Genomic DNA, 21,760 nt, shown 5'->3' with positions numbered 1-21,760 from the left:
CAGAAGAGAAATTACGAAACTAAACTACTTAACAGGCTGGATACCTTCAGGTTTCAGCCTGTTTTTTCATTAAATTGACAGATTATTTTAATTTTTATAAAACCCCTTTACAAATTGGATAAATTAACTAAAATGAAAAATATATAGATATTTATACTGACCAGTCAAACTAAAAAAGAGACATGAAAAGAGGGACTAACATGAAAAAAGCTATGTTGACTCTAGGAGTAGCTGCCGTAGGATCATTATTGATGGTAAACTCTGCATTTGCTGCAGAAGCAAATTATTTGTTCAAACTACCTGCTAACCCAACTCAGACCGTAGCTGATCCAGTAGCGGACAAATCGATTGAAAAGTATTTTCCAGCAATTCTGCCAACTGCTCAACAACAAAGCAACGTAACGGATTCAAACTTCAGCAAGTTTTTCCCTGCTATGTTACCTGTAGCAACTCAAACCGATCAGCCAGCAGCCAATACTATTCAAAAGTTCTATCCAGTTATGTTGCCAACACAAGAAGCGGCTCCAGCATCTGGAAATGAAGACATGAAAAAATTCTATCCAAATGTACTTCCAGAGACGACACAAGAAGCACCAATACAAAAACCAAGCCATATAATTTTTGGCTAATGCGATATAAACGAAAAGGCCCGCAAATTGGCGGGCCTTTTTTCTTCACTAAAAACAGATTCTATTTTTTATTATCTTCTACCCGCATTTTTCGAGCATTTAGTCTGTCTACTATAGAGCGTCCTCGCTCACGTATCGATTCTTCCCGCACCTTCAGGGTATTTTTTTTCATCATCCCATTTTTAGAGGTGTCTGGTCGTCGGTCTTCTGGTTTCAAGAGTACTTGCTGCCTCCTTTTTTTTCGTAATCCGCTAAAAGCTCACCGAAGCTTTTATTTTTCTCTCGCTCCTCTAATTCCTTGCGACGTTGTTCCGCTTCTTCACGTGCCTGCCTTTCTTTTCCTTCCTTCAATTCCTTTTCCATTTGCTTTAACTTACTTAAAGCATTATCGCCTAACAAATCCTTTAAGCTATTTCCTGATTTATCCGAAGCCAAAGCATCCTGTGCTGGTTTCGTTTGATTTTGTGTACGATTCCCACGTTTTTTTGCCATAGTAACTACCAACCTTTCCAACTTTATCTCTCATTTATTGTACCACTTTAGGTCATACTACAAGCGAGAAAATCATTGGAGGGATTCACATGGTGCGAAACAAATCAAAGGACTTTGGAAAAACCGCAGATACACAAGGTCCAAAATCACGATCCGAGGCTGTGCGCTCTAATGGTTCAATTAATGCTGAGCCCCAAGAACGGATGAAAGAAAACCGCTAATCCTGAGTTGCAGTGCACAATACGTTTTCATAAAGGAGGTTTTTTTATGAAAAGCAAGCCTCCAAGAGATAGGAATCCACTTGCTGTTGATCAAACACTGCCGCATCAAATCAATGCGCCTGACTTTAAGCAGGCCCACGTTAGCATGCAGGCTCCCTTTGTTAACCAATACGGAATTACGATTGGGGATAGCGCCTATAATTCTGCCGATTCTCCGATAAACAATTGGTCTCGCGATGTGGACCCTGCTATCATGGCAGGTCCAGAATGGGTACACCCTACTAATGACATTGGCTGGAATACTCGCGAAAACCGTGAGCTATTGGAAAAACAACAGCTTCGGAAGAAAAAGGACATGTTTACCCATTTGGATAAAGACGTAAGTTATCACACCGATTAGATAAAAACCAGCATCTTCTCCAACAAGGAAAGGTGCTGGTTTTTTATGCTACAATAACAAAAGCAACTGGAATGACCAGAAAGGAAACGATATCAATGAAACTTCAATTAACAATAACGCCTGAATTTTCAAAGGCCTATCAAAAATATGCCGGGTTTGTTCCTGGTGAAACCATCCGTCTGTATGTTAGAACCTCTGGACCAGGTACTGGAGGGTTGTTTTATGCTGTAGAAAAGGATCAGCTTCAATCCGATGATGCTCTCTATGAAGTAGCTGGTCTGCGCTTTGTGATTCGTCCCAGTGATTTTTGGTATTTTGATGGAGGTACCTTATCATACGATGAGCAGCTAGGAGAATACGGCTTTATGTTTACGAATCCGGGTTTGCAGCCTTAGGAAACCATTCTGTATGTTGAATCGTATTAGTAAAGAAACCACGTATTTCCAGGAGGAATTCAAATCATGTCCGCCAAATCTAAAAATGCAAATCGCTCAATTTTAGTAGCGATTGGGCTGTTTTTACTGACAAAGTTTAAATTTATTTTTCTCTTTTTGAAAGGATTTAAATTTACAGGAACCATTATCAGCATGGGATTTGCTCTTTATTTTTATGCTCTTGCATTTGGGTGGAAATTTGCAGTCGCCCTTATCTACTTGATTTTTATTCATGAATTAGGACACGTAATTGCTGCGCGGATCAAAGGAATTAATACAGGCTGGCCCATGTTTATTCCTTTTGTTGGAGCTTTCATTAATTTAAAAGAAATGCCGCGAGATGCACAAACAGAAGCTTTTCTCGCATATGGGGGACCACTCGCCGGATTACTCTCGTTTTTGCCCGCCATCCCACTATATATCTATACAGAAGACCCATTATGGGCATTAGTCATTCATTTGGGGGCGATTCTCAACCTATTTAATTTACTTCCGGTTTCTCCACTTGATGGAGGCCGTATCGTAGGAGTTTTATCCCCCAATATTTGGTTTTTGGGTTTACTTATTTTAGGAGCTTTTATCTTCTTTTCACCAAGTCCTATGCTCGTGCTGATTTTCATCTTTGGCATGTTTTCTTGGTGGTCGCATCTTACCAGCGATTACAGGCATAAACAGCTTCAATATGAACGTGCTAAGTGGGAGCAGCTTCATCAGGAGCTTTCGCGTTGGATCGTTGAGCCTCCTACATCGCAGGAAAGATATGATCTACAACGTTTATACCTGCAAGCGCAACAAGCTCAGCCCAAAAAACCCTTTACGTTTCCTTTGTTTCAGGAAGAGAAAAAATTGGCTTACAAGAAGCTCCAGCTTGATCGCCAGTTTATCATAAAGCGCTGGGAGCTATTGGTCGCTCACGAGCAAGAGCAATATCGGAATGCATGGAACCAATATTCCGACACTACTGCATCAGCTACAGAGGCTCAGTCCGTTTCTGAACACACTTCAAATGCTGAGAATCACATTCCCACAACAGAGCAGGATTCGTACCAATCTGAGCAGGGAATTTTGCAACAAACAATTTCCAGTACTGAATTGAAGCTAGCTGAGATGAATAAAGAGTTGGAACACCATGCTGGTTACTATGAGGCAAGCGCTGCTACTCGTTGGAAGGTATTACTTGCTTATCTAGCGCTAGCTGGACTGTTAGCCGCTTTTTACTTCTATTCTGATCAAATGTTATTAGAATTAAGACAGGTAATGAAAACAGCATAGCTTGTAGAAAAAAAGACAAAATCACCGCTTGCTTGTAAGCAGAGATTTTGTCTTTTTGTTTGGGGAATGACCGAGAAAAGCAATCGGTCTATTGTTTCCTTTTAATGTGCGGTTGCATTTTTTTAACTAGTTCTTCTTCATTATTCCCAATAAACCAACGTCCATTTGCATAAATAAAAGCTCGCTTTAAGCAATGACCGCACATATTTTGACAGCCGATTTCTACCTTCGCATCCGGAACCATCTCTTTTAACCGTTCCGCGAATTCTTCGGCGTTGTATCCTTTGCACTCATCACAGATGCGTAGATCATTTGACATTCTACATGTTCCTTTCTACAGACGAAAGCCCAGTATATCAGTAATCACTATAGCTGTTTTTTGCAATTGTCGCAACATCCTCATGGGCATTCCACCAAGTTCCTGACGATTTGAGCCAACTGCTTTAATCCGAATTCCAATTGTTCGTAGCTAGCATACGAGTAAGAGAGCCGTAAATGGGTATCGTCCAGAGGATCATATAAATTACCTGGATTTAATAGGATGGATTGCTGCTGGGCTTTTTTAAACAAGGAGCTCATGGATATCTTCTCATTTAAAAAGCGAAGCCAGATATAAAAACCTCCTGCTGGAATAGACCAGGTAGCAAGATCGTTAAAATATCGTTCGAGTAAAGCTAGCATAAAATCTCTTCTGGCTCGAAGCTGCTCTCTCACATAAAGTAAATGCTGTTCATACAATCCGCTTGCCAGCCATTCATACACAGTCCATTGTGAGAGGGAGCTGGCTCCATAATCCGTCTGCATCTTTAAGTCAGCCAAACGGTCTATCACTGTTTCTGGTGCCACCAGCCATCCGATGCGCAAACCGGGGCTGATCGTTTTAGACATACTACCTAAATACAGGACGATGCCTTTTTGGTCTAGCGCTTTAATCGGCAAAGGTGGCTCTTTGTCCAACCACAAATCTGAATACACATCATCTTCTATTAAAGCGATCCGCTCTTTTTGGCACAGTGTAAGCAACTGCTTTCTGCCACTCTCACTTAATACCTTACCAGTTGGATTTTGAAAAGTAGGAATAGTATACAGCATGTGCGCCCTCTGCTGCCGGATACCTGCTAGTAAAGCCCTCTGGGATATCCCTTGTGCATCCAGTTCAATTCCTTTCATTCGGATACTCGCAGATGGTAGTAGATTTAATGAGTATAAATATGAGGGCTTTTCCATCAACATGGTTGCTCCAGGGTGCATCAAGCCTAAAGAAATTAATTGTAGCCCCTGCAAAGCCCCTGAGACGATCAAAACACATGAGGGTGATACATCTATACCCTTTTTCCCTAAATGCCTGCTGACCTCCCTACGGAGCTTGTACAGCCCTTTGGGTTCTTCATAGCCAAGGGAAGGGATTTTTTCGGCCACCTGAGCCAGCACCTGTTTCATTTTGGCATGGGGATACAGATCGCTAGATGGCTCTCCCGTTCCTAAGCGTATCATGTTCGGTACAAATTCTAGCCGATTAATCTCTTGAATGGTAGGAAGGTTAGGGTGAAACATGCCGGCATTCACATAGCTAGGCCAGTGCAGGGTAGTAAACGGGTCTGGCTGTTGCACGACGATCGTGCCGCTTCCACTTTTCCCCTGAATTAAGCCCTCCGCAGTCAATTCCTGAACCGCAGCAACCACTGTACTGCGATTCACTTTAAAGGTAAGAGCTAACGTACGCTCCGGCGGAATTTTATAACCTACCGGCCATTCACCAGAACTAATTTTTTCGCGTATATACGATGCAATTTGGCGATAAAGAGGGACCGGGTCATCCCGTTTCGGCCTCCATTCTCCCAAGCCTATTAACATATTTGGCTTCTTTTTATTCTTCACATGCTTCCTCCCTGGGGTTCAAGCAGATATCTAAACTTGGTTGGGTGATTAACCAACCAATTGGATGCAGACAGTAGAAATTCCTCCAGGTAAGATACAAATAAAGAAAAAGAGGTGATAAATTATGGTACTCGCTTGGTTACATGGCATGGTGCTAGCATTTGGACTAATCTTACCCTTAGGCGTACAAAACATTTTTATTTTTAATCAAGGAGCCGCCCATAAGAAGTTTACCCGAGCCCTGCCTTCGATTATTACAGCTAGTATTTGCGATACGATTCTGACTTTACTCGCGGTATTGGGAGTATCGATGCTATTGTGGAAAATTGTATGGTTAAAAACGGCTTTAGTAGTAGTGGGAGCTTGCTTCTTGCTATACTTGGGTTATATGACTTGGAGATCAACGACCAACGCGGCGAACGTGACTATCCATGCTTCCTTTACTTGGCAAAAGCAGGTCATGTTCGCAGCATCTGTCTCACTTTTAAATCCGCATGCCATTATGGATACGATTGGTGTAATTGGAACCAGTTCAACAGCCTATACTGGTAATGAGAAAGTGGCCTTTACGGTGGCATGTATACTTATTTCGTGGATGTGGTTCTTAAGTCTAGCGTGGGCAGGTAGGATGCTAGGAAAAGTAGATAATACTGGTCGAATCATGCTTGTTATTAATAAACTGGCAGCTATCCTTATCTGGCTGGCCTCTGCCTATCTCATTTACTCCGGGCTCTCTAGCTAGTGCAGCACAGCAAATAGAAGAAAGATGAATAGCTGCAACGAGCTTATTAAATAAAAGAGAAACAGGGCTTCTTTTGCAAATGTACTCTTCTTATCATGGCGTATCTGATAGAGATGACGAATCATGCCAATTATGAATAGAATGAGTAGCAACCACCAAATACTGTTCATAACTCCTCCCCTATCAGTGGAACCATATTCACTACTTGCGGAATGATAAACTCTTTATGTTTTATAGAATAGCAGAAGATTGCTATCCGTATTCATAAAATTCAATAAAAGCTTATTCAAAAAGGTTTAGGGATGCAAATTTTTAACCTGCCCTGCTTTCCATCGCATATGACCAAACAAAAAAGGCCGTCATGAAACGGCCTTTTTTAACACACTCATATTTCATTTCTGTATGAGCTTATTTTGTTGTTTCACTGCTTTTCTCAAAATTGCGCAGAATCGCCACTTCTACACGACGGTTCGTTGCGCGACCATCAACCGTCTTATTGGAAGCGACTGGCTGGAATTCACCAAATGCACGTATGCTCAGCTTACTTGGATCTAGCTTTTTGTTTTCCAATAGGATGGTCATAAAATTCAAAGCACGCTCTGAACTGAGCTGCCAGTTAGATTCAAATCGACTGTTTCTGATCGGTACATTATCTGTGTGACCAGATACTGTTACTCGTCTGCCATCTGGTTCCAGCAGCTTAGAAATCTCAAACGCCAAATTCCTTGCTTCCGGTTTCACCTTTGCACTGCCTGATGCAAAAAGAGCATTATCCATAATTGTAATTAGCAATCCTTCATCGGTGACCTTCGTGTGCAATTTGCCTGTAAGATTATTCTCTTTCAAATAACCATCCAACTGTTTTTTTAGTTGGTCAAGCTTCTCTGTTTCCTGCAGATATTTCATTTGTTGTTCATACTTGGTCTTGTCAACAATCTGCTCATTTCCCCCAGGCTTCATAAGGGATTGCTCTTCTGAGTTGATTGGCTCAACCGGTGAAGGGAAATCTAGTACACTGACCCCTCCATTCAGAGCTACATTAAACGATTGAGCTAATTGGCTAAACTTCTTAGCATCTACGGAACTAGCCGCAAACAATACGATAAAGAGGGCTAATAGCAAGGTTAGCAAATCCGAATAAGGAATGAGCCATGTTTCATCAATATGCTCTTCATGCTTCTTTTTGCGTTTAGCCATTAACGCCGACTCCCTCCTCGCTAGATCCCTCTTTCACTGCTTGGCGTTCAACAACTGGGATGTAAACCAGTAGTTTTTGCTCGATAGCAGTCGGAGAAACCCCCGCCTGTATGGATAGTAATCCTTCAATCATAATGCGTCTTACTTCAACTTCTCGTTGTGATTTACGTTTTAATTTGTTAGCAAAGGGATGCCATAAAACGTAACCTGTGAAAATACCTAGCAAGGTTGCTACGAAGGCAGCTGCGATCGAGTGCCCCAAGGCCTCTACGTCAGCAAGGTTCCCCAAGGCCGCGATCAAACCAATAACCGCACCTAGAACCCCTAGCGTTGGAGCATATGTACCTGCTTGGGTAAAGATAAGCGCACCGCTATGATGACGTTCTTCCATAGCACTGATTTCTTCATCAAGTACATCGCGAACAAATTCAGGCTCTCCACCATCAATAATCATCTTCATGCCATTGCGTAAAAACGGGTCCTGAATCTCATCAGCTGTATTTTCCAAAGCTAGCAATCCTTCACGTCTGGCAATACCTGCCCACGTCATGAATTGGCTTATCAGTTCACGCTTATCAGGTTCCTGTTGATTGGTAAAAAGGACTTTCATGATTTTGGGAATCCTTTTTACTTCTACCATAGGGAAGCCTACAAAAATAGTAGCAACCGTTCCAGCAATAATGATTAGAAAAGCAGCAGGGTTAACTAGAGCACTAATACTGGCTCCCTTTAAGACCATCCCAACAAAGACAGCCACAAACCCAAGAATAATTCCTATTACAGAAGACTTATCCATCAAGACACTCCCTATTCCCCGAAAATAATATCCCTATTTCTTATTTCGGTAAACAAGCCGGTAAGTATGAGTATAACTTGTTAGATAACCACATTTTTCCGCTATAAAATAAATTTGTGTTCACGTTTCAGCCGTTTTTTTCCTTTTTAAAGATAGAAAAACCCTAGAGATGTTTCCACATCGATCCTAGGGTTTTTTCGAATGGTTTATTTTAAAAATTGAACAGTCTTACTTGTTGGTTGCAGAGCCTCGAATGTAAATCCTTGCTTCTTTAAATCGGCAATGACCTGAGGCAAAGCTTTCAATGTGCTTTCTTTTGCCTTGGTATCATGCATAAGGATAACCACCTCATGTTTGTTTGCACTGCCATTCTTCACATTTCTGATGACTTCTTGAGGGGTATAGCTATTCGATCTAGCATCACCGGAGCTAACATTCCAATCAAAGTAGGTATATCCTTGATTTTTCGCTTCTTTCACAATATCATTCATGACCCATTTGTTGGCTCCATAGGTCGTGGTATCTTGTGCTTTCTTGCTAACACCATTATTACTGCCGCCAGGGAAACGAATCATGTTTGGTTTTTCGCCTGTAATTTTTTGGATTTCTGCTTCGGATTGTTTTAGATCAGTAAAGAATGCTTGCGGATTTTTATAAATTTTATTGTAATCATGGGAATACGTATGGTTACCAATCGTATGCCCTTCTGCTAGCATTCTGCGCAAAATCGCTTCATTCCCTTTAACATTGCGCCCTAAAACAAAGAATGTTGCCTTAATATTGTGTTGCTTCAAAACATCCAGAATTTGGACCGTAACATTAGACGGACCATCATCAAAGGTAAGATGTGCTACCTTTTGAGAGGATACCGGTTTCGGTGTTGCCGTGTCCGGTTTTTGTCCTGACGTTGTTGGATTTGGTTTTGTGTCTGTACCTGGTACTGGTGTCGTTACATCAGGTTTTGGGGTCGGCTTTGTCACCGGTTTCGGTGTGCTCGGTTCTGGTTTTGGCTTTGGTTCTGGTGTTGGTTCTGGACTCGTTGTATCCGGTTTTGGTTCCACTGTTACTTTTTTGCCGGAATCCACAATTGCTCCCATATATTCCTTGCCAATATCCTCGTAAATTAAATAAGGCAAGCGTTCCATTTTAAAGGAATTAACCATTGGAGCATACAATGCTTCAAGTTCTTCCGGCGACGCCTTGCGTGCTAAAGCTTTTCGAAGTTCACTGCTTCCCATTATTTTGTCAAACTGATCTGGATTGAACCGTTTATCTTGATTTTTCATAATAGATGAGGTTAGTTGGTTAGCGTATGCCAAGACATACATCCCTGTGCGTGCTGGATTAAAAGCATGGTAATCGATAATTTGCAAACGAACACCGCCAGCAAACCCTTTCGTCTCAGGTACAAACACAACCCCTGGCAAATCTGCATCATTTAACATCTTAGCAAGCTGGTTAGCTTGAATCCCCTCTGCGCCTACCCATTTAAAGTTATCACTGTGCTGTAAGCCGATTCCCTCTCCAAGCCCTGTTGCCAGATAACCAAAGACTGAAGCCAGGTTAGGAACCTGCGGAGAGCTTTTCACCCATGTAAGTCCTGTATCTTGAAAAATCATACCTCTTGCATAGTAATCCATGGGGATGATGGTAAGATGAACACCAATTTTTCTATTAAAAAACTGTGCTAGCTCCCCTATCGTCATTCCATGTGCCAATGGCAGCTCGTCCACACCGACGAAACTTAGATAAGGAGGCGTTAGGACTGGACCATCCACAATTTTTCCACCTAACGGATTAGGACGATCGAGAACAATTAGCGGCTTTTTATGCACGCGAGCCGCTTCCATCACATCATGCAAAGTGGATATATACGTGTAGCTTCTCGCTCCGATGTCTTGCAAATCAAATACCAAAACATCAACATTTTTTAGCATATTGGCGGTTGGTTTTCTGGTTTTACCATACAAACTGTAGACGGGAATATTCCAATCTTTATGTATATAAGATTCCACATAGGCCCCAGCCTGAGCCTGCCCATCAATTCCATGCTCTGGACCATATAAAGCCGCTAAGGTGGCATTATGATATTTGCCCAGAACATCTATGATGCTTTGTCCCTGACTATTCATTCCTGTTTGGTTGGTAACCAACCCAATCCTTTTCCCATCAATAAGATGATGATATTTCGTGATTAGGACATCATCACCTAGCCTGATACTCGGTGGATTCGCATAGGAATTTCGATCTGAGACGAACATCAGCATAATCAGACACGTGAGAAAAAGTATACCTTTGCGCATAATTTATAAATTCCTTCCTACGAAATAATTGCGAAATATATAAATAAACTTCTATATAAATGAGACTCTCTTTTTAACAAATAGTTTCATCCAGTATGAAAAAATAAGTCGATTGCTGTAAAACTTGGGTAAAACGTATTATTTTGCTGAAAAATCTAATCAAAAACTAGTAACAAACGACTGATTTTGACATCATCATTCAGCCGTTTTTTGCTAGTTACAGTCCAACAAAGCAGCAAACGATCATTAAAACAATAATGGCAAATCTTTCATAACGCTCCTCTAACATTGAGAACACTCCCTTTTGGAATAAACCAGTTTTTTTAGGTGCCGACAACAGTGTTTCCCTTGGTAAAATATATGAAAGCAATCGTCATATTGCTATTATTTTGGGCAGTGGCCACAGAACCTCTTCTTTAAGCTGTTTTTGCATAACTTTTCTATAATCACCTATTCCAGCAGGTAAATGCAGAAGAGGCTCGAGAATGTCTTATGTGGTTGTCATATTAGATGGCAGCATTATTCAAACAGCTTGAAACCTATTGCGATCTTTTTATCGTGAGTATTTATGGATGAATGCTGACTCAGCCACTGTTACCTCCAGCAAAAAACCCGACTCCTGAAAAAGCAGACGGGTCTTAGTTAGGTTTAGGATTTTTCGATGAGGGAAGATTTTCGCTTACAAAATCATTTTTTGCAAATGTAGATCTCGCCTGTTTCTCAAATCGAAATATTCTGTCCCTTTTCGCACTAGTGGTCGCATGGGCTCGTCTGCGTTTATGAGGACAATTTCTACCTCGTCACCATTATTAAGCAGGGCACGACTTCCGATATACATCGAGATGATCGACTGCATAAAGGTAGAGACAATTTTGGGATTTAGTTTTCCTCTGCATGCATCGTTCCATAACAATTGGGCTGCTTCAAACGGTGATGTACGTTCTTTATAAATTCGATCAGAGCAAATTGCGTCAAACATATCAGCAATGGCTACGATCTGACAGGATAAAGGTATTTCATCGCCTTTACGTTTCTCAGGATATCCACTGCCATCCATTCTTTCATGATGCAACAGAGCAATTTGAGCAAAAACTTCAGGAAATTCCCCGGATTTCTGGAACAAATCATGCCCGTACACCGTGTGAAGCTTCATGATTTCAAATTCGTCCTCCGTCAGCCGATCTGGCTTCATTACGATTTCTGAAGGAACCAGCATTTTACCGATATCATGTAATAAACCAGCAACTCCCATCATCTGTACTTCTTCTCGGGGCATGCCGACCAGATTAGCAATGATAGCCGATAAAATGCCAACATTAATAGAATGCCGATACGTGTAATTTTCTGACCCTTCTAGTAAATACAACGAGCGAAACAAATCCCTTTGGCTTATAACTTGATCACGCAATGTTTCATATAGTTGTTCAAATTCATGGATGGGCGGCATGTACTGGTGTGTAACAGAGGTATATAAGCTCTTTAAGGTTTGCGTGGCATTCATATAGGTTTCAACCAAGTGCTTATTAGCGGAAATCTGCTGAAATTGCTTACGTAGATAGCGATCATCCTCTTGATTGTGAGGTATCTCTTTTACGTTAACTGTTTGAAAGCCATTTCCTTTTAATTTAGCGATTTCTTTGGAGGTTAGCACGGTGCCTTTTGATAAAAGAAGCACACCATATGCGTTATAGATATCCTCCGCCAGCACTCTCCCCTCTAAACTAAGATCCATATGTACTTGAACCAACGCCCTTTCCCCCCTTTTTTGTATCCTCTTTACAAATATCGGCAAAATATAGTAACTAGTGAAATATTTTTCTGAGAAGTAGAATAATAAAAACAACAAAAAGCTGGGCTCCTTTTCATGAGCTTCCAGCTTTTTTCTATTAAATCATCAAATTTTTTATGATCTTATCTTGGAATATGCTTCTGTTGGGTTGAATCAGGCAGACAGCACGCTGATGAGCATTTTTTCTCCTGGCTGCAGCCAGCACATTTCCCCCTTTTACTCTTCTGAACATATCGCCACAAGGTCCACGCTGCATAACCAAAAATGAACGTTCCAATAACAATATTGAGTATCATGTTAAGCATCACTGTCCATCCCTTCTGCGGCTTCTTTGATTATCTAAAATCCGAGCAATGTCCCTACCTGATAGACAATGAACGATACTGCGTAGGCAATACAAAGTCCATAAAGCACAGAGAACCATGTCCATTTCGTAGAACCTGTTTCCTTTTTAATCACAGCTACTGTTGCCAAGCATGGAACATACAAGAGAACAAAGACCATAAAGCTATAAGCGCCCAAAGAGGAGTAATGTGTTTGAATGACAGCCTGTAGTGTATGATCATCTGGCGCTGCATAAATAATATTCATCGTAGACACTACTACTTCTTTTGCTAAGAAGCCTGTAATGAGGGCAGCCCCCGCTTGCCACGTTCCAAAGCCAAGCGGTATCAGCAGTGGCGCCAATCCCCCGCCGATCATGGCAAGGAAGCTATCGTTAAGCTCTACATCAAGCCCTGCTGGACCAGCATAGCTCAAGAACCAAATGACAATCGAGCCTCCAAAAATGAAGGTTCCCGCTTTCCGAATAAATCCCTTTCCTTTTTCCCACGTGCTACGAAATAATGTACGTCCCTGCGGTATCCGATAGGGGGGCAGCTCAATAATAAACATAGAGCCTTCCTGCCTTAATACAGTCGAAGAAAATAATTTTGCTAATAAGAGCGATAAAACAATACCTAATACATAGATAGACAAGACAATAATGGCTTGATTAGCTGCAAAGAACGTTCCAACAAATAAGCTATAGATTGGCAAACGAGCCGAACACGACATAAGAGGTGTTAACAAAATGGTTAAAAGTCGTTCCTTGGGCTGTTCAATTGAACGTGCCGCCATGACTCCCGGTACATTACAACCAAAACCGATAATCATGGGAATAAAAGCTTTTCCATTTAACCCGATCATCTCCATAATTTTATCCATGACCATGGCAACCCGTGCCATATAGCCAGAGTCCTCGATAAGTGAGATGAGGAAAAATAATACAAAAATCTGCGGAACAAAAACAAGCACGCCTCCGACTCCGGCAACAACACCATCTAGTAGAGCCGCTTGCAAGAATTCAGAAACTCCGATCCCCTCCAAGGTAGCTCGAAGCCAATCCGTAAACGGACCGCCCAAGAACTCATCGAAGGCATCAGAAATCGGAGCCCCAATCCATTCAAAGGTTAATTTAAAGGTGAGGTACATAAACAATAAAAAGATAGGCAAGCCTAAAAATTTATGCGTTAAAAAGAAGTCAATGCGATCCGTCCAGGTTTTCTCAACCTGTCTAACCTGCTCCCTGCAGCTTGAGATCATGTCATGAATAAGTGTACTGCGAACTTTGCGTATATATTGCTGGAGTGTACGATTTTGGTAACTCTCTATTTTTTTGATGTTCGCTTCTGCTTGTTTGTAGATCTCTTCTAATCGGGCTCTTGATACATATTTCTCCATCAAGTCAGACACTAATTGGTTGCCTTCTAAAAATTGAAGAGCTAACCAACGCTTCGGAGGTAGCTGTTCTAGGCTTGCCGGCAATAATTCCTCAAGCGTAGTGATTGTTTCCTCAAGTACTTCTCCATAATTTACATAGAACGGACGGTTTGGCTTTTGTACTGCTTGACTAAAGCTATCAGCTAGCTGCTGGCATCCAGCTCCTGTACGGGCAACAATCGGCAAGACAGAGCACTGGAGCTTCTCAGCCAGCTTTGTCTCATCAATGGCAAAGCCTCTAGCTTTTGCAACATCTGTCATATTTAGTCCAATAACCATTGGTGTTCCATATTCCAATAGCTGTACGGTTAAGTACAGATTCCGTTCTAATTGCGAGGCATCCACAATATTTAATAGCAAGTCCGGATGGTGATCCACTAAATATTGAGTGGCCACGCCCTCGTCCTTGGACAGAGGATTCAATGAATAGATACCCGGTAAATCAATCAGCCGGCCTTGTTTGTTACGGAGCAATCCTATCTTTTTCTCAACAGTTACACCGGGCCAGTTTCCCACGTATTCATATGAGCCGGTCAGAATATTAAATAATGTGGTCTTCCCCGTATTGGGGTTACCTGCAAGAGCAATCGTAATCATTCACACACGACCTTTATCTGTTTGGCTTCATTTCGTCTAATCCCGATAATTTGACCTCCTGCTTCCAATGTATATGGACCGCCAAATGGCAGAGTTTTTTTTATACGGACAACCGTTCCTTCCATAATGTCCAAATCGACTAAGCGCCGCCTCACTAGATCGCTCACTTGAGTAATATCTACAATTCGGGCGGAAATCCCCGCTTTAACATCTGCTAGTACCATTACCTATCACCTCGTCTTTAAAGCTGTGTTTCTATAGAGCTTTCATTTCAATCCGAAACGATAATCATTATCAGTCTAGTTGTATTATAGTAGACATCTATTAGATTTAATGTGAAATAAATCACTACATGCAGCAGAATTTACTTTCTTAACAACCGAGAGTTCTTTTTAGATAAAAGATAAAAGGTAGGCCAAGATAGCATGAAGGCAGATTAAAAAAAGGCTTTACCAGCTTATAGAAGCTAGCAAGCCTAGAATATGTAGAGGAAAACAAGCTCAGGATTTGTCATGCTGTGCATAACGTTTTTGCAATTTCTCGCGATGAGATTGAAAAATCTCTTCAAGGGAAATATCATACTTGTTCGCAATGACAATGAGATTCCCAAGCACATCCCCAAGCTCTTCTGTTAATTCTTGTTTTTTTTCTATCATGGTTCCTATCTTTTCATCCGGCCGATCTCTACCAATTTCCAGAGCCCTGATTGCCCTTGCTACCTCGCCCATTTCTTCTGCAAGAAAACCGATGCGAATAAAAATATCTAACTCCGACCATCCTCTTTGTTCATAATAATCCTTGACCCATTTTTGAAATTCTACGATGTTCAATCTAGCAGCCTCCTTACTCAAACTATTGCTTACGTTTATCTAAAAATTCTATATAATGTTACATGACAATACAACCCTACACAATTGGTACGAACTGAATGGAGGTACTTGCATTGAAACGTCTAGTTGTTTTCTGTGGTTCAAGTAATGGAGCATCACCGGCTTATCGGGAAGGGGCTGTCCAATTAGGTAAAGAATTGGCCAAACGAGGTATTACATTGGTTTACGGCGGGGCAAGCGTTGGAATTATGGGCACAGTCGCTGACACAGTATTAGAGGAAGGCGGTGAGGTGATCGGCGTCATGCCCCAGTTGCTCATAGATCGAGAAATCTCTCATCAGCATGTAACAAAGCTTTACATTGTGGATTCCATGCATGAGAGAAAAGCCAAAATGGCAGAACTGGCAGATGGATTTATTGCGTTACCTGGGGGTCCTGGTACGTTAGAGGAATTTTTTGAGGTATTTACTTGGGCTCAAATTGGAATCCATCAAAAGCCTCTGGGTCTTCTCAATCTTAATCACTACTATGATCCGTTGCTTGCTTTATTTGACCACATGGTAACAGAGCAGTTCTTACATGCAAAATATCGCTTTATGAGCATCGTAGATTCAGATGCGAAGGCTTTACTGGATCAGTTTGAAACGTATCAGGCCCCATCTGTTAAAACATATTAGTTGTAATCCTGCAATCTTTCAGCAATAAAAAAGGGAGGGCAAACACTCGCCTTCCCCTCTCCCTATATCTCTATTCTTGATTTCCTTCCAACACTGTCCGTCTTATTCCACTGTAATCTTCTTCATTACTGTTTCGTGCAGTTGCGGTGTATACACATGGACCGTAACATCGTACGTGCCAGGTTTAGAGAACTTTTGCTTGGCCGCATATACCGCCTTCTCTCCCTGCTTGGCTTTCACTAGCTCGCGTGTACGTTGCCCCTCCAATTTTAGTTCGATATCGACATACACCTCATCATAATTCTCCAGCCCACCCAATTTGGCAGTTAAAATCGTTTGCTCTCCTACTTTAGGAGGTGCTGGTTCACTGCTAAATTCTGCTGTTATATCTGGCTTAGGCCCTCTTGGTTCACACCCAACTAGCGTTAATACGCATAGGATGAGAATGAAGAGGGAAAGCAGGCTTCCTTTCCTGTTTTGGGGATTTCCCATCACTTTCAACCCTTTCATCCTTCAGTACTCTTTCGCTGGCAAAGTGTGATTAACTTAGCTTTAAATCCTGCCCTGCACGTTGTCCAAATGGAAAGATTTCTGCGAACGCTCCTTGTAAGCCGAGAGTTCCGTATTTTTGTTGAAAGTGCTCTACACTTCCTTGCTGTATAATGCGTCCTTTTTGTAAAAAGATAGCTCGATCACACGCCAGTTCCGCAATATTAAGCTGATGCGTAGAAAAAATAACACTACTTCCCTCCCGCTTAATTTGTTGAACTAACTGGACAAACTCTTCCATCCAGTAAGGATCTAGTCCGTTGGTAGGCTCGTCTAGGACCACCAAGGCAGGCTTTGCCAATATAGCCTGCGCAAATAACAAGCGTTGCTGCATTCCTTTTGAGAATGTGCTGACACGTTTGTCTTGTACATCCGTAAGGCCGACTAATTCGAGCACTTCCTCGGTTCTTGTCACATTAATTTTACGTAAGGAAGCATAAAATTGTAAAGTCTCCCGAGCTGTCAATCCATTGCCGAAGTTGAACTGATCGGGCATATAGCCGATCTGGTTAGAATACTCAGTGCGATTTTCCTTCCAGCTCATGCCATTTACAGTAATCTTACCTTCAGACGGTTGGGTGATGCCTACGATCATACGTAAAATAGTACTCTTCCCCGCTCCATTACCGCCGCATAATGCCACGATCTCACCAGCATCCATCGAAAGCTCAAAGGGTTCAACTAATGTTTGCTGTTTGATCCGTTTACTCACACCCTTCATAAGTAAACGTTCCTTTTTCGATGCACTAGATTTTGCATCATGCGTATCTGCCACTTTATTTACTGCTTCAGATCTGCTACCCACGGTATCGCCTTCTTTCCCAGGCCAAGACAGATCCAGCCATCATCAATACCACCCAAAGCAGGCAAAAAACAGCGAACAAAGTCGTACCCATGCTGGTCTTTAACCAGTCTACCCATTGGTAGTACTCTGGACCAAAAATAGAGCCGCCTCCCATTTTAATGACCATAAAAATACGAACCAATTCGGCTGGATTTAATATGGTTAAAATTTGCACCGCAGGCTTAATTGCTTGATAAGGCATCCAGCCCAGAACGGAGATCAAAAGGGTAGGCCAAGCTAATATAAACAAGAACCAAATGCTTACACCAACCGTTAAAGCCTGCCAACGATTCTGACAGAAGGTTCCGATCCATACGGCAATCCCTAAAAACAGCAAGATTAACAAGATAGAAAAAAGGAAGAAAAACAGTAACAGCGAAAGCGTAAAACCTTTGCCAAACAAAGCTCCTACCAATCCGGACAGGCCATATCCAAAACTGATAATCGCAATTAAAACAGCAGCTAGCCCCAGATATTTCCCGCCTAGAAACGCGGATGTAGAGAGCGGATACGTAGAAAGTAACTGCCAGCTTCCTTCTTCCTTTTCCGAAGTAATAGAAAAGGAACCAAGCAGCAACGTCATCAGTGGTAATAAATATAAGATTAAATTAAGCATAGCTCCTGTCGTATGGGTATACCCCTCCATGTAGGCTTGGGCTTGAATCAACAACAAAGCTAGACTAAATAGCGAGAAGAGGGCCAAGAATGAATAGGCCCACGGATTGCGAAATCCAATCTGTATTTCCCGCTTGGCGATATGGATAGCTTGCATATCAACACTTCCTCTATCTGTAGTCCCTCGGGCAAGTGTGCTTTAATAAAACGTCCTAGTGCCCAGCTCCACTAGCCGGTGTTTCAGTGGATGGAGCAGAACCATTGTGTTCGCCTGCGCTTTTACCTGCGTCATGCTGTTGTGTTGAATGTCCCTCAGCTTTACCTGCATCATGCTGCTGCGTTGAATGATCTCCTGCTTTGCTTGCATCATGCTGCTGTGAATGATCGCCGGCCTTGTCTCCCTCTTTATGCTTCATATCACCGTGATGCTCCATTTGGTCCATATTCATTTCCCAATTATGGCTGTTAAGCTGCTCCGCTGTCAGGATTTGGCCTTTACCTTGTTCTTTGACGAACGCTTCTGCAGATTGCTTATCTTTAAAAGAGTACACTCCGTAAGCCATTGGTGTTTTAAAATCTTTGTCGTAAGCAAAAGTAGCATCGTTTAGATTCATCCACTCTTTCGTGTGATAATCACGCACGAATTTAACCTCAATTTTTTCAGTTCCGTTCTTTTTAATCCAAGCAAACAGATCACCGATATCATCAAATTTAAGTGCTTTTCCATCTTTTAAAATGATTTCAGTTGCATTATGATCATCAGCGATTTGCATGTTGCAGACATCGCATTTATCAACGCTTTCATTAATCGCCACCGGCTGTGCTGACTGCCCTCCGCAGCCTGTCATTAAAGCCGAAACCAATGCAATGCTTGCCCAAATCATATGTGTTTTTCTCATTTTGTACGAACCCCCATTAAATAGATAAAATAAATGCTTCCTAAAAACATAACCGCACTAACCACAAGGATTATCGGCGAATGAGTTGCAGGTGCTTGGTTTTGTTGCTCGATTGGCGCCATCAAAGGCTGTGGATCATGCAGAAATGCGCCAGAATGATCATCAAACATGCTCTCTAAAAATAATAGTCCCGGTGATTGAAAGAAAATCTGGAATGCTTCTACTTGATCTGTTAAAGCAAAGAAAAATGGATTAATACGGTAGGACAAATCGCTCTTACCATCCCCTTGTAAATCTACGCTTTGAGCACTGTCCCAATAATTTATCTGCAAAAGGTTATCTGTACTGCCTTGGGCCTCTGCCTGAGTTACGTTTCCAATAAAATGATTGCCTGTAAATAAATTGTCTTTCGATTCTTTCAATTGCAAACCGATGTAATTTTGCAATATTTGATTACGGGAAATTTCATTCTTTTCTGCCGCTTCTACATAAAGCCCCACGCGGTTTCCTTCCACGTAATTACGTTCCACTCTTGCCTTTTGCACATCAAACAGCAGAATGCCTTGCGAGTTAACGCTCTCATTTTGCTTGGTGAATCGGTTATCTGTAACGATTGCATTGTCCGAGCCCATGACCATACCGCCAGTTACATTCCGATCGCCCTGATTGTGTATCAAGGTAACATCATTACTAAACATGAGATGGTAGCCATAACGGGAATCGTAGACCATGTTTTTCTCCACACGGTTGTTGTGACTGGTCTCTACATAGATACCGTCAAACATATTTTCGACCAAATTCCCCATAATGGTATTGTTGTTGGCCTCTTTCAAGTCGATACCATTTCCCTTTTTTCCTGGACTGCGTGTTTCATTTAAACCAGTAGGAATGGCTTTTCCTGCCAACAATCCTTTGATCTTGTTACCAATGATTTGGTTATGCTCACCGTTGCGCAGCTGAAGACCTGTTCCCTTTGTTTCAATCGTGAGCTCTTTTACTACATTTCGGCTGCCTTCCACTACTAGCGTAGCAGTCTCTGCACCTTGACGCTCATCTAATAAAGTAAGACCGCGAATACTTGCTTGGCTACTTTTCAAAGTGACTACGGGAGCATCCCCTTGGCTACGTACAGTTACAGTACCCTCTGCCTCTACATGAATCGGCTTAGTGATCAGGACAGGACCACTGTATTCTCCTGCTGGCACTTTGAGAATCGTATCCGTCTTAGCCTGATCAATCAGTTGTTGTAACTCATTTTTCATCTCCTCAGCTTGCGCCGGTCGTATGATGAAACCACTAGCTACCAAACAGGCCAGCATCAGAACCAAGCAAACATAACTACCTATCCTGAAAGCTGTATGTCGCCGCATAAGTCCCCTCCTTTTTGGGGTATGGTAAGCGCAGTCATCCAATCACGCCATTATTATGATAAATATGTCGCTATATCACAGCATGACTCGAAAGGGCTAGGGGGGTATATCAAATGTGCTTCCTATTGCAAAGATTTAATAATTTGGACAATATTTACTGAAAAGTAAGGAAACTCGCAAAAAAATAAGCCTGTCTCATTCCTTTAGACAGAGCTTATTTGATCAGAATTGTTTTATTTACCTTCTACAGCACGGTAAGCAGAATGGCATGTTGGTCCTACATGTTGGTTTAACGGGAATGCTTGGCGAATCGCTTCTGTAATGAAAGCTTTCGCTGTTTTAACAGCCTCCTTCACTTCGGCTCCTTTTGCCAATTCAGCAGTGATCGCAGCAGAATACGTGCAGCCTGCCCCATGTGTAAATGTGGTATCGAATTTTTCTGTTTCTAAGATTTCGAATGACTCCCCGTCAAACAAAAGATCTACCGCTTGGCTATCCTCCAAACGACCGCCGCCTTTGATCAAGACATATTTGGCTCCCATCTCATGGATTTTCTTCGCCGCCACTTTCATATCTTCAACCGTATTAATCTTTAAACCACTAAGAAATGCAGCTTCGGGCAGGTTAGGTGTTACAACCATTGCTCTTGGGATTAACTCTTCTCGCATCGCTTTAATAGCTTGCTCATCTAAGAGAACGGTGTCTTCCCCTTTGCAAATCATTACCGGGTCAACAACAACCTTCGTTACATTATATTCAGCAATTTTGCGGGCAGCCAGCTCAATGACTTCTTTTGTTGCCAGCATCCCTGTCTTCAGGGCATCTACTCCCACATAATGCATAGTTGTTTCCAATTGTGCCTCAATCGCTTCAAGAGGTTGCGGATAAACGATATGGGCCCAGTTTTCATCCATAGCTACCAATGCTGTAATAGAAGTCATTCCATAAACATTGCGTTCCTGAAATGTTTTTAAGTCTGCCTGAATTCCTGCTCCACCGCTTGAATCTGAACCCGCGATAGTCAGAGCTTTATGCATAGTCATGTGCTTAAAATCCCCCTTGTACTATTCCTGCTTTATACCTGCTAATAAGATTGCTATTCTTCTTATATTGTAAACCTGATGCCCTCAACATAACAGAATAAATTTTAGAGAAGTATACTTTCCGATCATATTGTAAGAAGGTTCCTCTTCTGCCTGTGCGATCCCATCTCCTTATGCTACTTTTACAAATAGAAGCCTATATTCGCTTGGAGGAGATACTTTTGCAAGTCAAAGACCGCGTAAGAAGCATGCTCACCCAACATCTACAGCAAAACAAACCCTTAAGCTGTGTTCCGGCAGGTTCTTTCTCGGGCATCCAGTATAAAACGTCTCCCTACGGAAAACACCCATCACAGAAAACACGGGCCAATTAAAAAGGATAATGGAATAAGATCATAAAAAAACTCTCCTGCGCCTTCACC

Annotated in this window: 26 protein-coding genes; 7 read left to right on the top strand and 19 right to left on the bottom strand. The window is 41.9% G+C overall.

What is annotated here, in order from left to right:
* Positions 1–200: 200 nt before the first annotated feature.
* Positions 201–629 carry a hypothetical protein gene (locus tag QZ995_RS22825; protein WP_301812165.1) on the top strand — a complete coding sequence of 143 codons (429 nt, stop codon included), beginning with the start codon at positions 201–203 and terminating at the stop codon, positions 627–629.
* Positions 630–690: 61 nt separating this feature from the next.
* Here QZ995_RS22825 and QZ995_RS22820 read toward each other — a convergent pair whose 3' ends face one another.
* Positions 691–846 (bottom strand): hypothetical protein, encoded by a 156-nt coding sequence (locus QZ995_RS22820; protein ID WP_301812164.1) that lies wholly within the window; start codon positions 844–846, stop codon positions 691–693.
* Positions 843–1,121: a YqkE family protein gene (locus tag QZ995_RS22815; RefSeq protein ID WP_301812162.1), complete on the bottom strand. Its 279-nt coding sequence runs from the start codon at positions 1,119–1,121 to the stop codon at positions 843–845. Before QZ995_RS22815 ends, QZ995_RS22820 begins: the two co-directional genes overlap by 4 nt.
* An 89-nt stretch (positions 1,122–1,210) precedes the next feature.
* On the opposite strand from QZ995_RS22815, the gene sspK reads away from it, so the two are divergent.
* The 4 genes from sspK (at position 1,211) to QZ995_RS22795 (ending at position 3,448) form a co-directional block, all read left to right on the top strand.
* Positions 1,211–1,342 carry a small acid-soluble spore protein K gene (sspK, locus tag QZ995_RS22810; RefSeq protein WP_031411923.1) on the top strand — a complete coding sequence of 44 codons (132 nt, stop codon included), beginning with the start codon at positions 1,211–1,213 and terminating at the stop codon, positions 1,340–1,342.
* Positions 1,343–1,388: 46 nt separating this feature from the next.
* Positions 1,389–1,742, top strand: coding sequence for a DUF3905 domain-containing protein (locus QZ995_RS22805; RefSeq protein ID WP_301812159.1), 354 nt, complete (start codon positions 1,389–1,391; stop codon positions 1,740–1,742).
* Positions 1,743–1,837: 95 nt separating this feature from the next.
* Positions 1,838–2,137 (top strand): iron-sulfur cluster biosynthesis family protein, encoded by a 300-nt coding sequence (locus QZ995_RS22800; protein WP_301812157.1) that lies wholly within the window; start codon positions 1,838–1,840, stop codon positions 2,135–2,137.
* Between the two features lie 66 nt (positions 2,138–2,203).
* Positions 2,204–3,448, top strand: a complete 1,245-nt coding sequence (locus QZ995_RS22795) for a site-2 protease family protein (protein WP_301812155.1) — start codon at positions 2,204–2,206, stop codon at positions 3,446–3,448.
* An 88-nt stretch (positions 3,449–3,536) separates the two neighbouring features.
* On the opposite strand, the gene QZ995_RS22790 is transcribed toward QZ995_RS22795, so the two are convergent.
* Complete coding sequence (locus QZ995_RS22790; RefSeq protein WP_003344989.1) at positions 3,537–3,767, bottom strand: DUF1450 domain-containing protein; 231 nt, start codon at positions 3,765–3,767, stop codon at positions 3,537–3,539.
* A gap of 80 nt (positions 3,768–3,847) precedes the next feature.
* Positions 3,848–5,326 (bottom strand): PLP-dependent aminotransferase family protein, encoded by a 1,479-nt coding sequence (locus QZ995_RS22785; protein ID WP_301812154.1) that lies wholly within the window; start codon positions 5,324–5,326, stop codon positions 3,848–3,850.
* 124 nt (positions 5,327–5,450) lie between these two features.
* Here QZ995_RS22785 and QZ995_RS22780 point away from each other — a divergent pair, with 124 nt between their 5' ends.
* Positions 5,451–6,068, top strand: a complete 618-nt coding sequence (locus QZ995_RS22780; RefSeq protein ID WP_301812153.1) for a LysE/ArgO family amino acid transporter — start codon at positions 5,451–5,453, stop codon at positions 6,066–6,068.
* On the opposite strand, the gene QZ995_RS22775 is transcribed toward QZ995_RS22780, so the two are convergent.
* The 9 genes from QZ995_RS22775 to QZ995_RS22735 form a co-directional block, all read right to left on the bottom strand.
* Complete coding sequence (locus tag QZ995_RS22775; RefSeq protein ID WP_301812151.1) at positions 6,065–6,238, bottom strand: hypothetical protein; 174 nt, start codon at positions 6,236–6,238, stop codon at positions 6,065–6,067. The two genes, QZ995_RS22780 and QZ995_RS22775, sit on opposite strands and share 4 nt — an antisense overlap.
* A 238-nt stretch (positions 6,239–6,476) precedes the next feature.
* A complete protein-coding gene (gene motB / locus QZ995_RS22770) occupies positions 6,477–7,265 on the bottom strand; it encodes a flagellar motor protein MotB (protein WP_301812148.1) in 789 nt (262 codons plus the stop codon).
* Positions 7,258–8,061 (bottom strand): flagellar motor stator protein MotA, encoded by an 804-nt coding sequence (motA, locus tag QZ995_RS22765; RefSeq protein WP_301812146.1) that lies wholly within the window; start codon positions 8,059–8,061, stop codon positions 7,258–7,260. The genes motB and motA overlap by 8 nt, the downstream gene beginning before the upstream one ends.
* A gap of 206 nt (positions 8,062–8,267) precedes the next feature.
* The gene (locus tag QZ995_RS22760) at positions 8,268–10,364 is read right to left on the bottom strand and encodes an exo-beta-N-acetylmuramidase NamZ domain-containing protein (RefSeq protein WP_301812144.1); all 2,097 of its coding nucleotides are present in this window, start codon (positions 10,362–10,364) and stop codon (positions 8,268–8,270) included.
* 679 nt (positions 10,365–11,043) lie between these two features.
* Complete coding sequence (locus QZ995_RS22755) at positions 11,044–12,111, bottom strand: HD-GYP domain-containing protein (RefSeq protein ID WP_301812142.1); 1,068 nt, start codon at positions 12,109–12,111, stop codon at positions 11,044–11,046.
* Between the two features lie 164 nt (positions 12,112–12,275).
* Entirely contained in the window at positions 12,276–12,449 is a 174-nt protein-coding gene (locus QZ995_RS22750) for a FeoB-associated Cys-rich membrane protein (protein WP_301812166.1), read from the bottom strand.
* A gap of 43 nt (positions 12,450–12,492) precedes the next feature.
* Positions 12,493–14,511, bottom strand: coding sequence for a ferrous iron transport protein B (feoB, locus tag QZ995_RS22745; protein ID WP_301812141.1), 2,019 nt, complete (start codon positions 14,509–14,511; stop codon positions 12,493–12,495).
* Positions 14,508–14,735, bottom strand: coding sequence for a FeoA family protein (locus QZ995_RS22740; protein ID WP_301812140.1), 228 nt, complete (start codon positions 14,733–14,735; stop codon positions 14,508–14,510). The genes feoB and QZ995_RS22740 overlap by 4 nt, the downstream gene beginning before the upstream one ends.
* Before the next feature lie 276 nt (positions 14,736–15,011).
* Positions 15,012–15,341, bottom strand: coding sequence for a MazG-like family protein (locus tag QZ995_RS22735; RefSeq protein ID WP_301812139.1), 330 nt, complete (start codon positions 15,339–15,341; stop codon positions 15,012–15,014).
* A gap of 113 nt (positions 15,342–15,454) precedes the next feature.
* On the opposite strand from QZ995_RS22735, the gene QZ995_RS22730 reads away from it, so the two are divergent.
* The gene (locus tag QZ995_RS22730) at positions 15,455–16,018 is read left to right on the top strand and encodes a TIGR00730 family Rossman fold protein (RefSeq protein ID WP_301812137.1); all 564 of its coding nucleotides are present in this window, start codon (positions 15,455–15,457) and stop codon (positions 16,016–16,018) included.
* 102 nt (positions 16,019–16,120) lie between these two features.
* On the opposite strand, the gene QZ995_RS22725 is transcribed toward QZ995_RS22730, so the two are convergent.
* The 6 genes from QZ995_RS22725 to pdxK all read right to left on the bottom strand — a co-directional run bounded on the left by QZ995_RS22725 (position 16,121) and on the right by pdxK (position 21,338).
* Positions 16,121–16,528, bottom strand: a complete 408-nt coding sequence (locus tag QZ995_RS22725) for a FixH family protein (RefSeq protein WP_301812135.1) — start codon at positions 16,526–16,528, stop codon at positions 16,121–16,123.
* Between the two features lie 31 nt (positions 16,529–16,559).
* Positions 16,560–17,372, bottom strand: coding sequence for an ABC transporter ATP-binding protein (locus tag QZ995_RS22720; RefSeq protein WP_301812134.1), 813 nt, complete (start codon positions 17,370–17,372; stop codon positions 16,560–16,562).
* Positions 17,365–18,183, bottom strand: a complete 819-nt coding sequence (locus tag QZ995_RS22715) for an ABC transporter permease (RefSeq protein WP_301812133.1) — start codon at positions 18,181–18,183, stop codon at positions 17,365–17,367. The genes QZ995_RS22720 and QZ995_RS22715 overlap by 8 nt, the downstream gene beginning before the upstream one ends.
* A 55-nt stretch (positions 18,184–18,238) precedes the next feature.
* Positions 18,239–18,925, bottom strand: coding sequence for a nitrous oxide reductase accessory protein NosL (locus tag QZ995_RS22710; RefSeq protein WP_301812131.1), 687 nt, complete (start codon positions 18,923–18,925; stop codon positions 18,239–18,241).
* Positions 18,922–20,295 (bottom strand): right-handed parallel beta-helix repeat-containing protein, encoded by a 1,374-nt coding sequence (locus tag QZ995_RS22705; RefSeq protein ID WP_301812129.1) that lies wholly within the window; start codon positions 20,293–20,295, stop codon positions 18,922–18,924. Before QZ995_RS22705 ends, QZ995_RS22710 begins: the two co-directional genes overlap by 4 nt.
* A gap of 233 nt (positions 20,296–20,528) precedes the next feature.
* Positions 20,529–21,338 carry a pyridoxine/pyridoxal/pyridoxamine kinase gene (gene pdxK / locus QZ995_RS22700; RefSeq protein ID WP_301812127.1) on the bottom strand — a complete coding sequence of 270 codons (810 nt, stop codon included), beginning with the start codon at positions 21,336–21,338 and terminating at the stop codon, positions 20,529–20,531.
* Between the last annotated feature and the right edge of the window lie 422 nt (positions 21,339–21,760).

The organism is Brevibacillus laterosporus (genome assembly GCF_030489605.1).
GTDB lineage: Bacteria > Bacillota > Bacilli > Brevibacillales > Brevibacillaceae > Brevibacillus_B > Brevibacillus_B laterosporus_E.
Note: the sequence above shows the minus strand (reverse complement) of the source record. Positions and strands in the feature narration are given on the sequence as shown.

Excerpts from the sequence above, each read along its gene's own strand:
- QZ995_RS22825 (WP_301812165.1), top strand. The coding sequence starts at position 201 with ATGAAAAAAGCTATGTTGACTCTAGGAGTAGCTGCCGTAGGATCATTA.
- QZ995_RS22815 (WP_301812162.1), bottom strand. The coding sequence starts at position 1,121 with ATGGCAAAAAAACGTGGGAATCGTACACAAAATCAAACGAAACCAGCA.
- sspK (WP_031411923.1), top strand. The coding sequence starts at position 1,211 with ATGGTGCGAAACAAATCAAAGGACTTTGGAAAAACCGCAGATACACAA.
- QZ995_RS22805 (WP_301812159.1), top strand. The coding sequence starts at position 1,389 with ATGAAAAGCAAGCCTCCAAGAGATAGGAATCCACTTGCTGTTGATCAA.
- QZ995_RS22800 (WP_301812157.1), top strand. The coding sequence starts at position 1,838 with ATGAAACTTCAATTAACAATAACGCCTGAATTTTCAAAGGCCTATCAA.
- QZ995_RS22795 (WP_301812155.1), top strand. The coding sequence starts at position 2,204 with ATGTCCGCCAAATCTAAAAATGCAAATCGCTCAATTTTAGTAGCGATT.
- QZ995_RS22790 (WP_003344989.1), bottom strand. The coding sequence starts at position 3,767 with ATGTCAAATGATCTACGCATCTGTGATGAGTGCAAAGGATACAACGCC.
- QZ995_RS22780 (WP_301812153.1), top strand. The coding sequence starts at position 5,451 with ATGGTACTCGCTTGGTTACATGGCATGGTGCTAGCATTTGGACTAATC.
- QZ995_RS22775 (WP_301812151.1), bottom strand. The coding sequence starts at position 6,238 with ATGAACAGTATTTGGTGGTTGCTACTCATTCTATTCATAATTGGCATG.
- motB (WP_301812148.1), bottom strand. The coding sequence starts at position 7,265 with ATGGCTAAACGCAAAAAGAAGCATGAAGAGCATATTGATGAAACATGG.
- motA (WP_301812146.1), bottom strand. The coding sequence starts at position 8,061 with ATGGATAAGTCTTCTGTAATAGGAATTATTCTTGGGTTTGTGGCTGTC.
- QZ995_RS22760 (WP_301812144.1), bottom strand. The coding sequence starts at position 10,364 with ATGCGCAAAGGTATACTTTTTCTCACGTGTCTGATTATGCTGATGTTC.
- QZ995_RS22750 (WP_301812166.1), bottom strand. The coding sequence starts at position 12,449 with ATGATACTCAATATTGTTATTGGAACGTTCATTTTTGGTTATGCAGCG.
- feoB (WP_301812141.1), bottom strand. The coding sequence starts at position 14,511 with ATGATTACGATTGCTCTTGCAGGTAACCCCAATACGGGGAAGACCACA.
- QZ995_RS22740 (WP_301812140.1), bottom strand. The coding sequence starts at position 14,735 with ATGGTACTAGCAGATGTTAAAGCGGGGATTTCCGCCCGAATTGTAGAT.
- QZ995_RS22725 (WP_301812135.1), bottom strand. The coding sequence starts at position 16,528 with ATGAAAGGGTTGAAAGTGATGGGAAATCCCCAAAACAGGAAAGGAAGC.
- QZ995_RS22715 (WP_301812133.1), bottom strand. The coding sequence starts at position 18,183 with ATGCAAGCTATCCATATCGCCAAGCGGGAAATACAGATTGGATTTCGC.
- QZ995_RS22710 (WP_301812131.1), bottom strand. The coding sequence starts at position 18,925 with ATGAGAAAAACACATATGATTTGGGCAAGCATTGCATTGGTTTCGGCT.
- QZ995_RS22705 (WP_301812129.1), bottom strand. The coding sequence starts at position 20,295 with ATGCGGCGACATACAGCTTTCAGGATAGGTAGTTATGTTTGCTTGGTT.
- pdxK (WP_301812127.1), bottom strand. The coding sequence starts at position 21,338 with ATGACTATGCATAAAGCTCTGACTATCGCGGGTTCAGATTCAAGCGGT.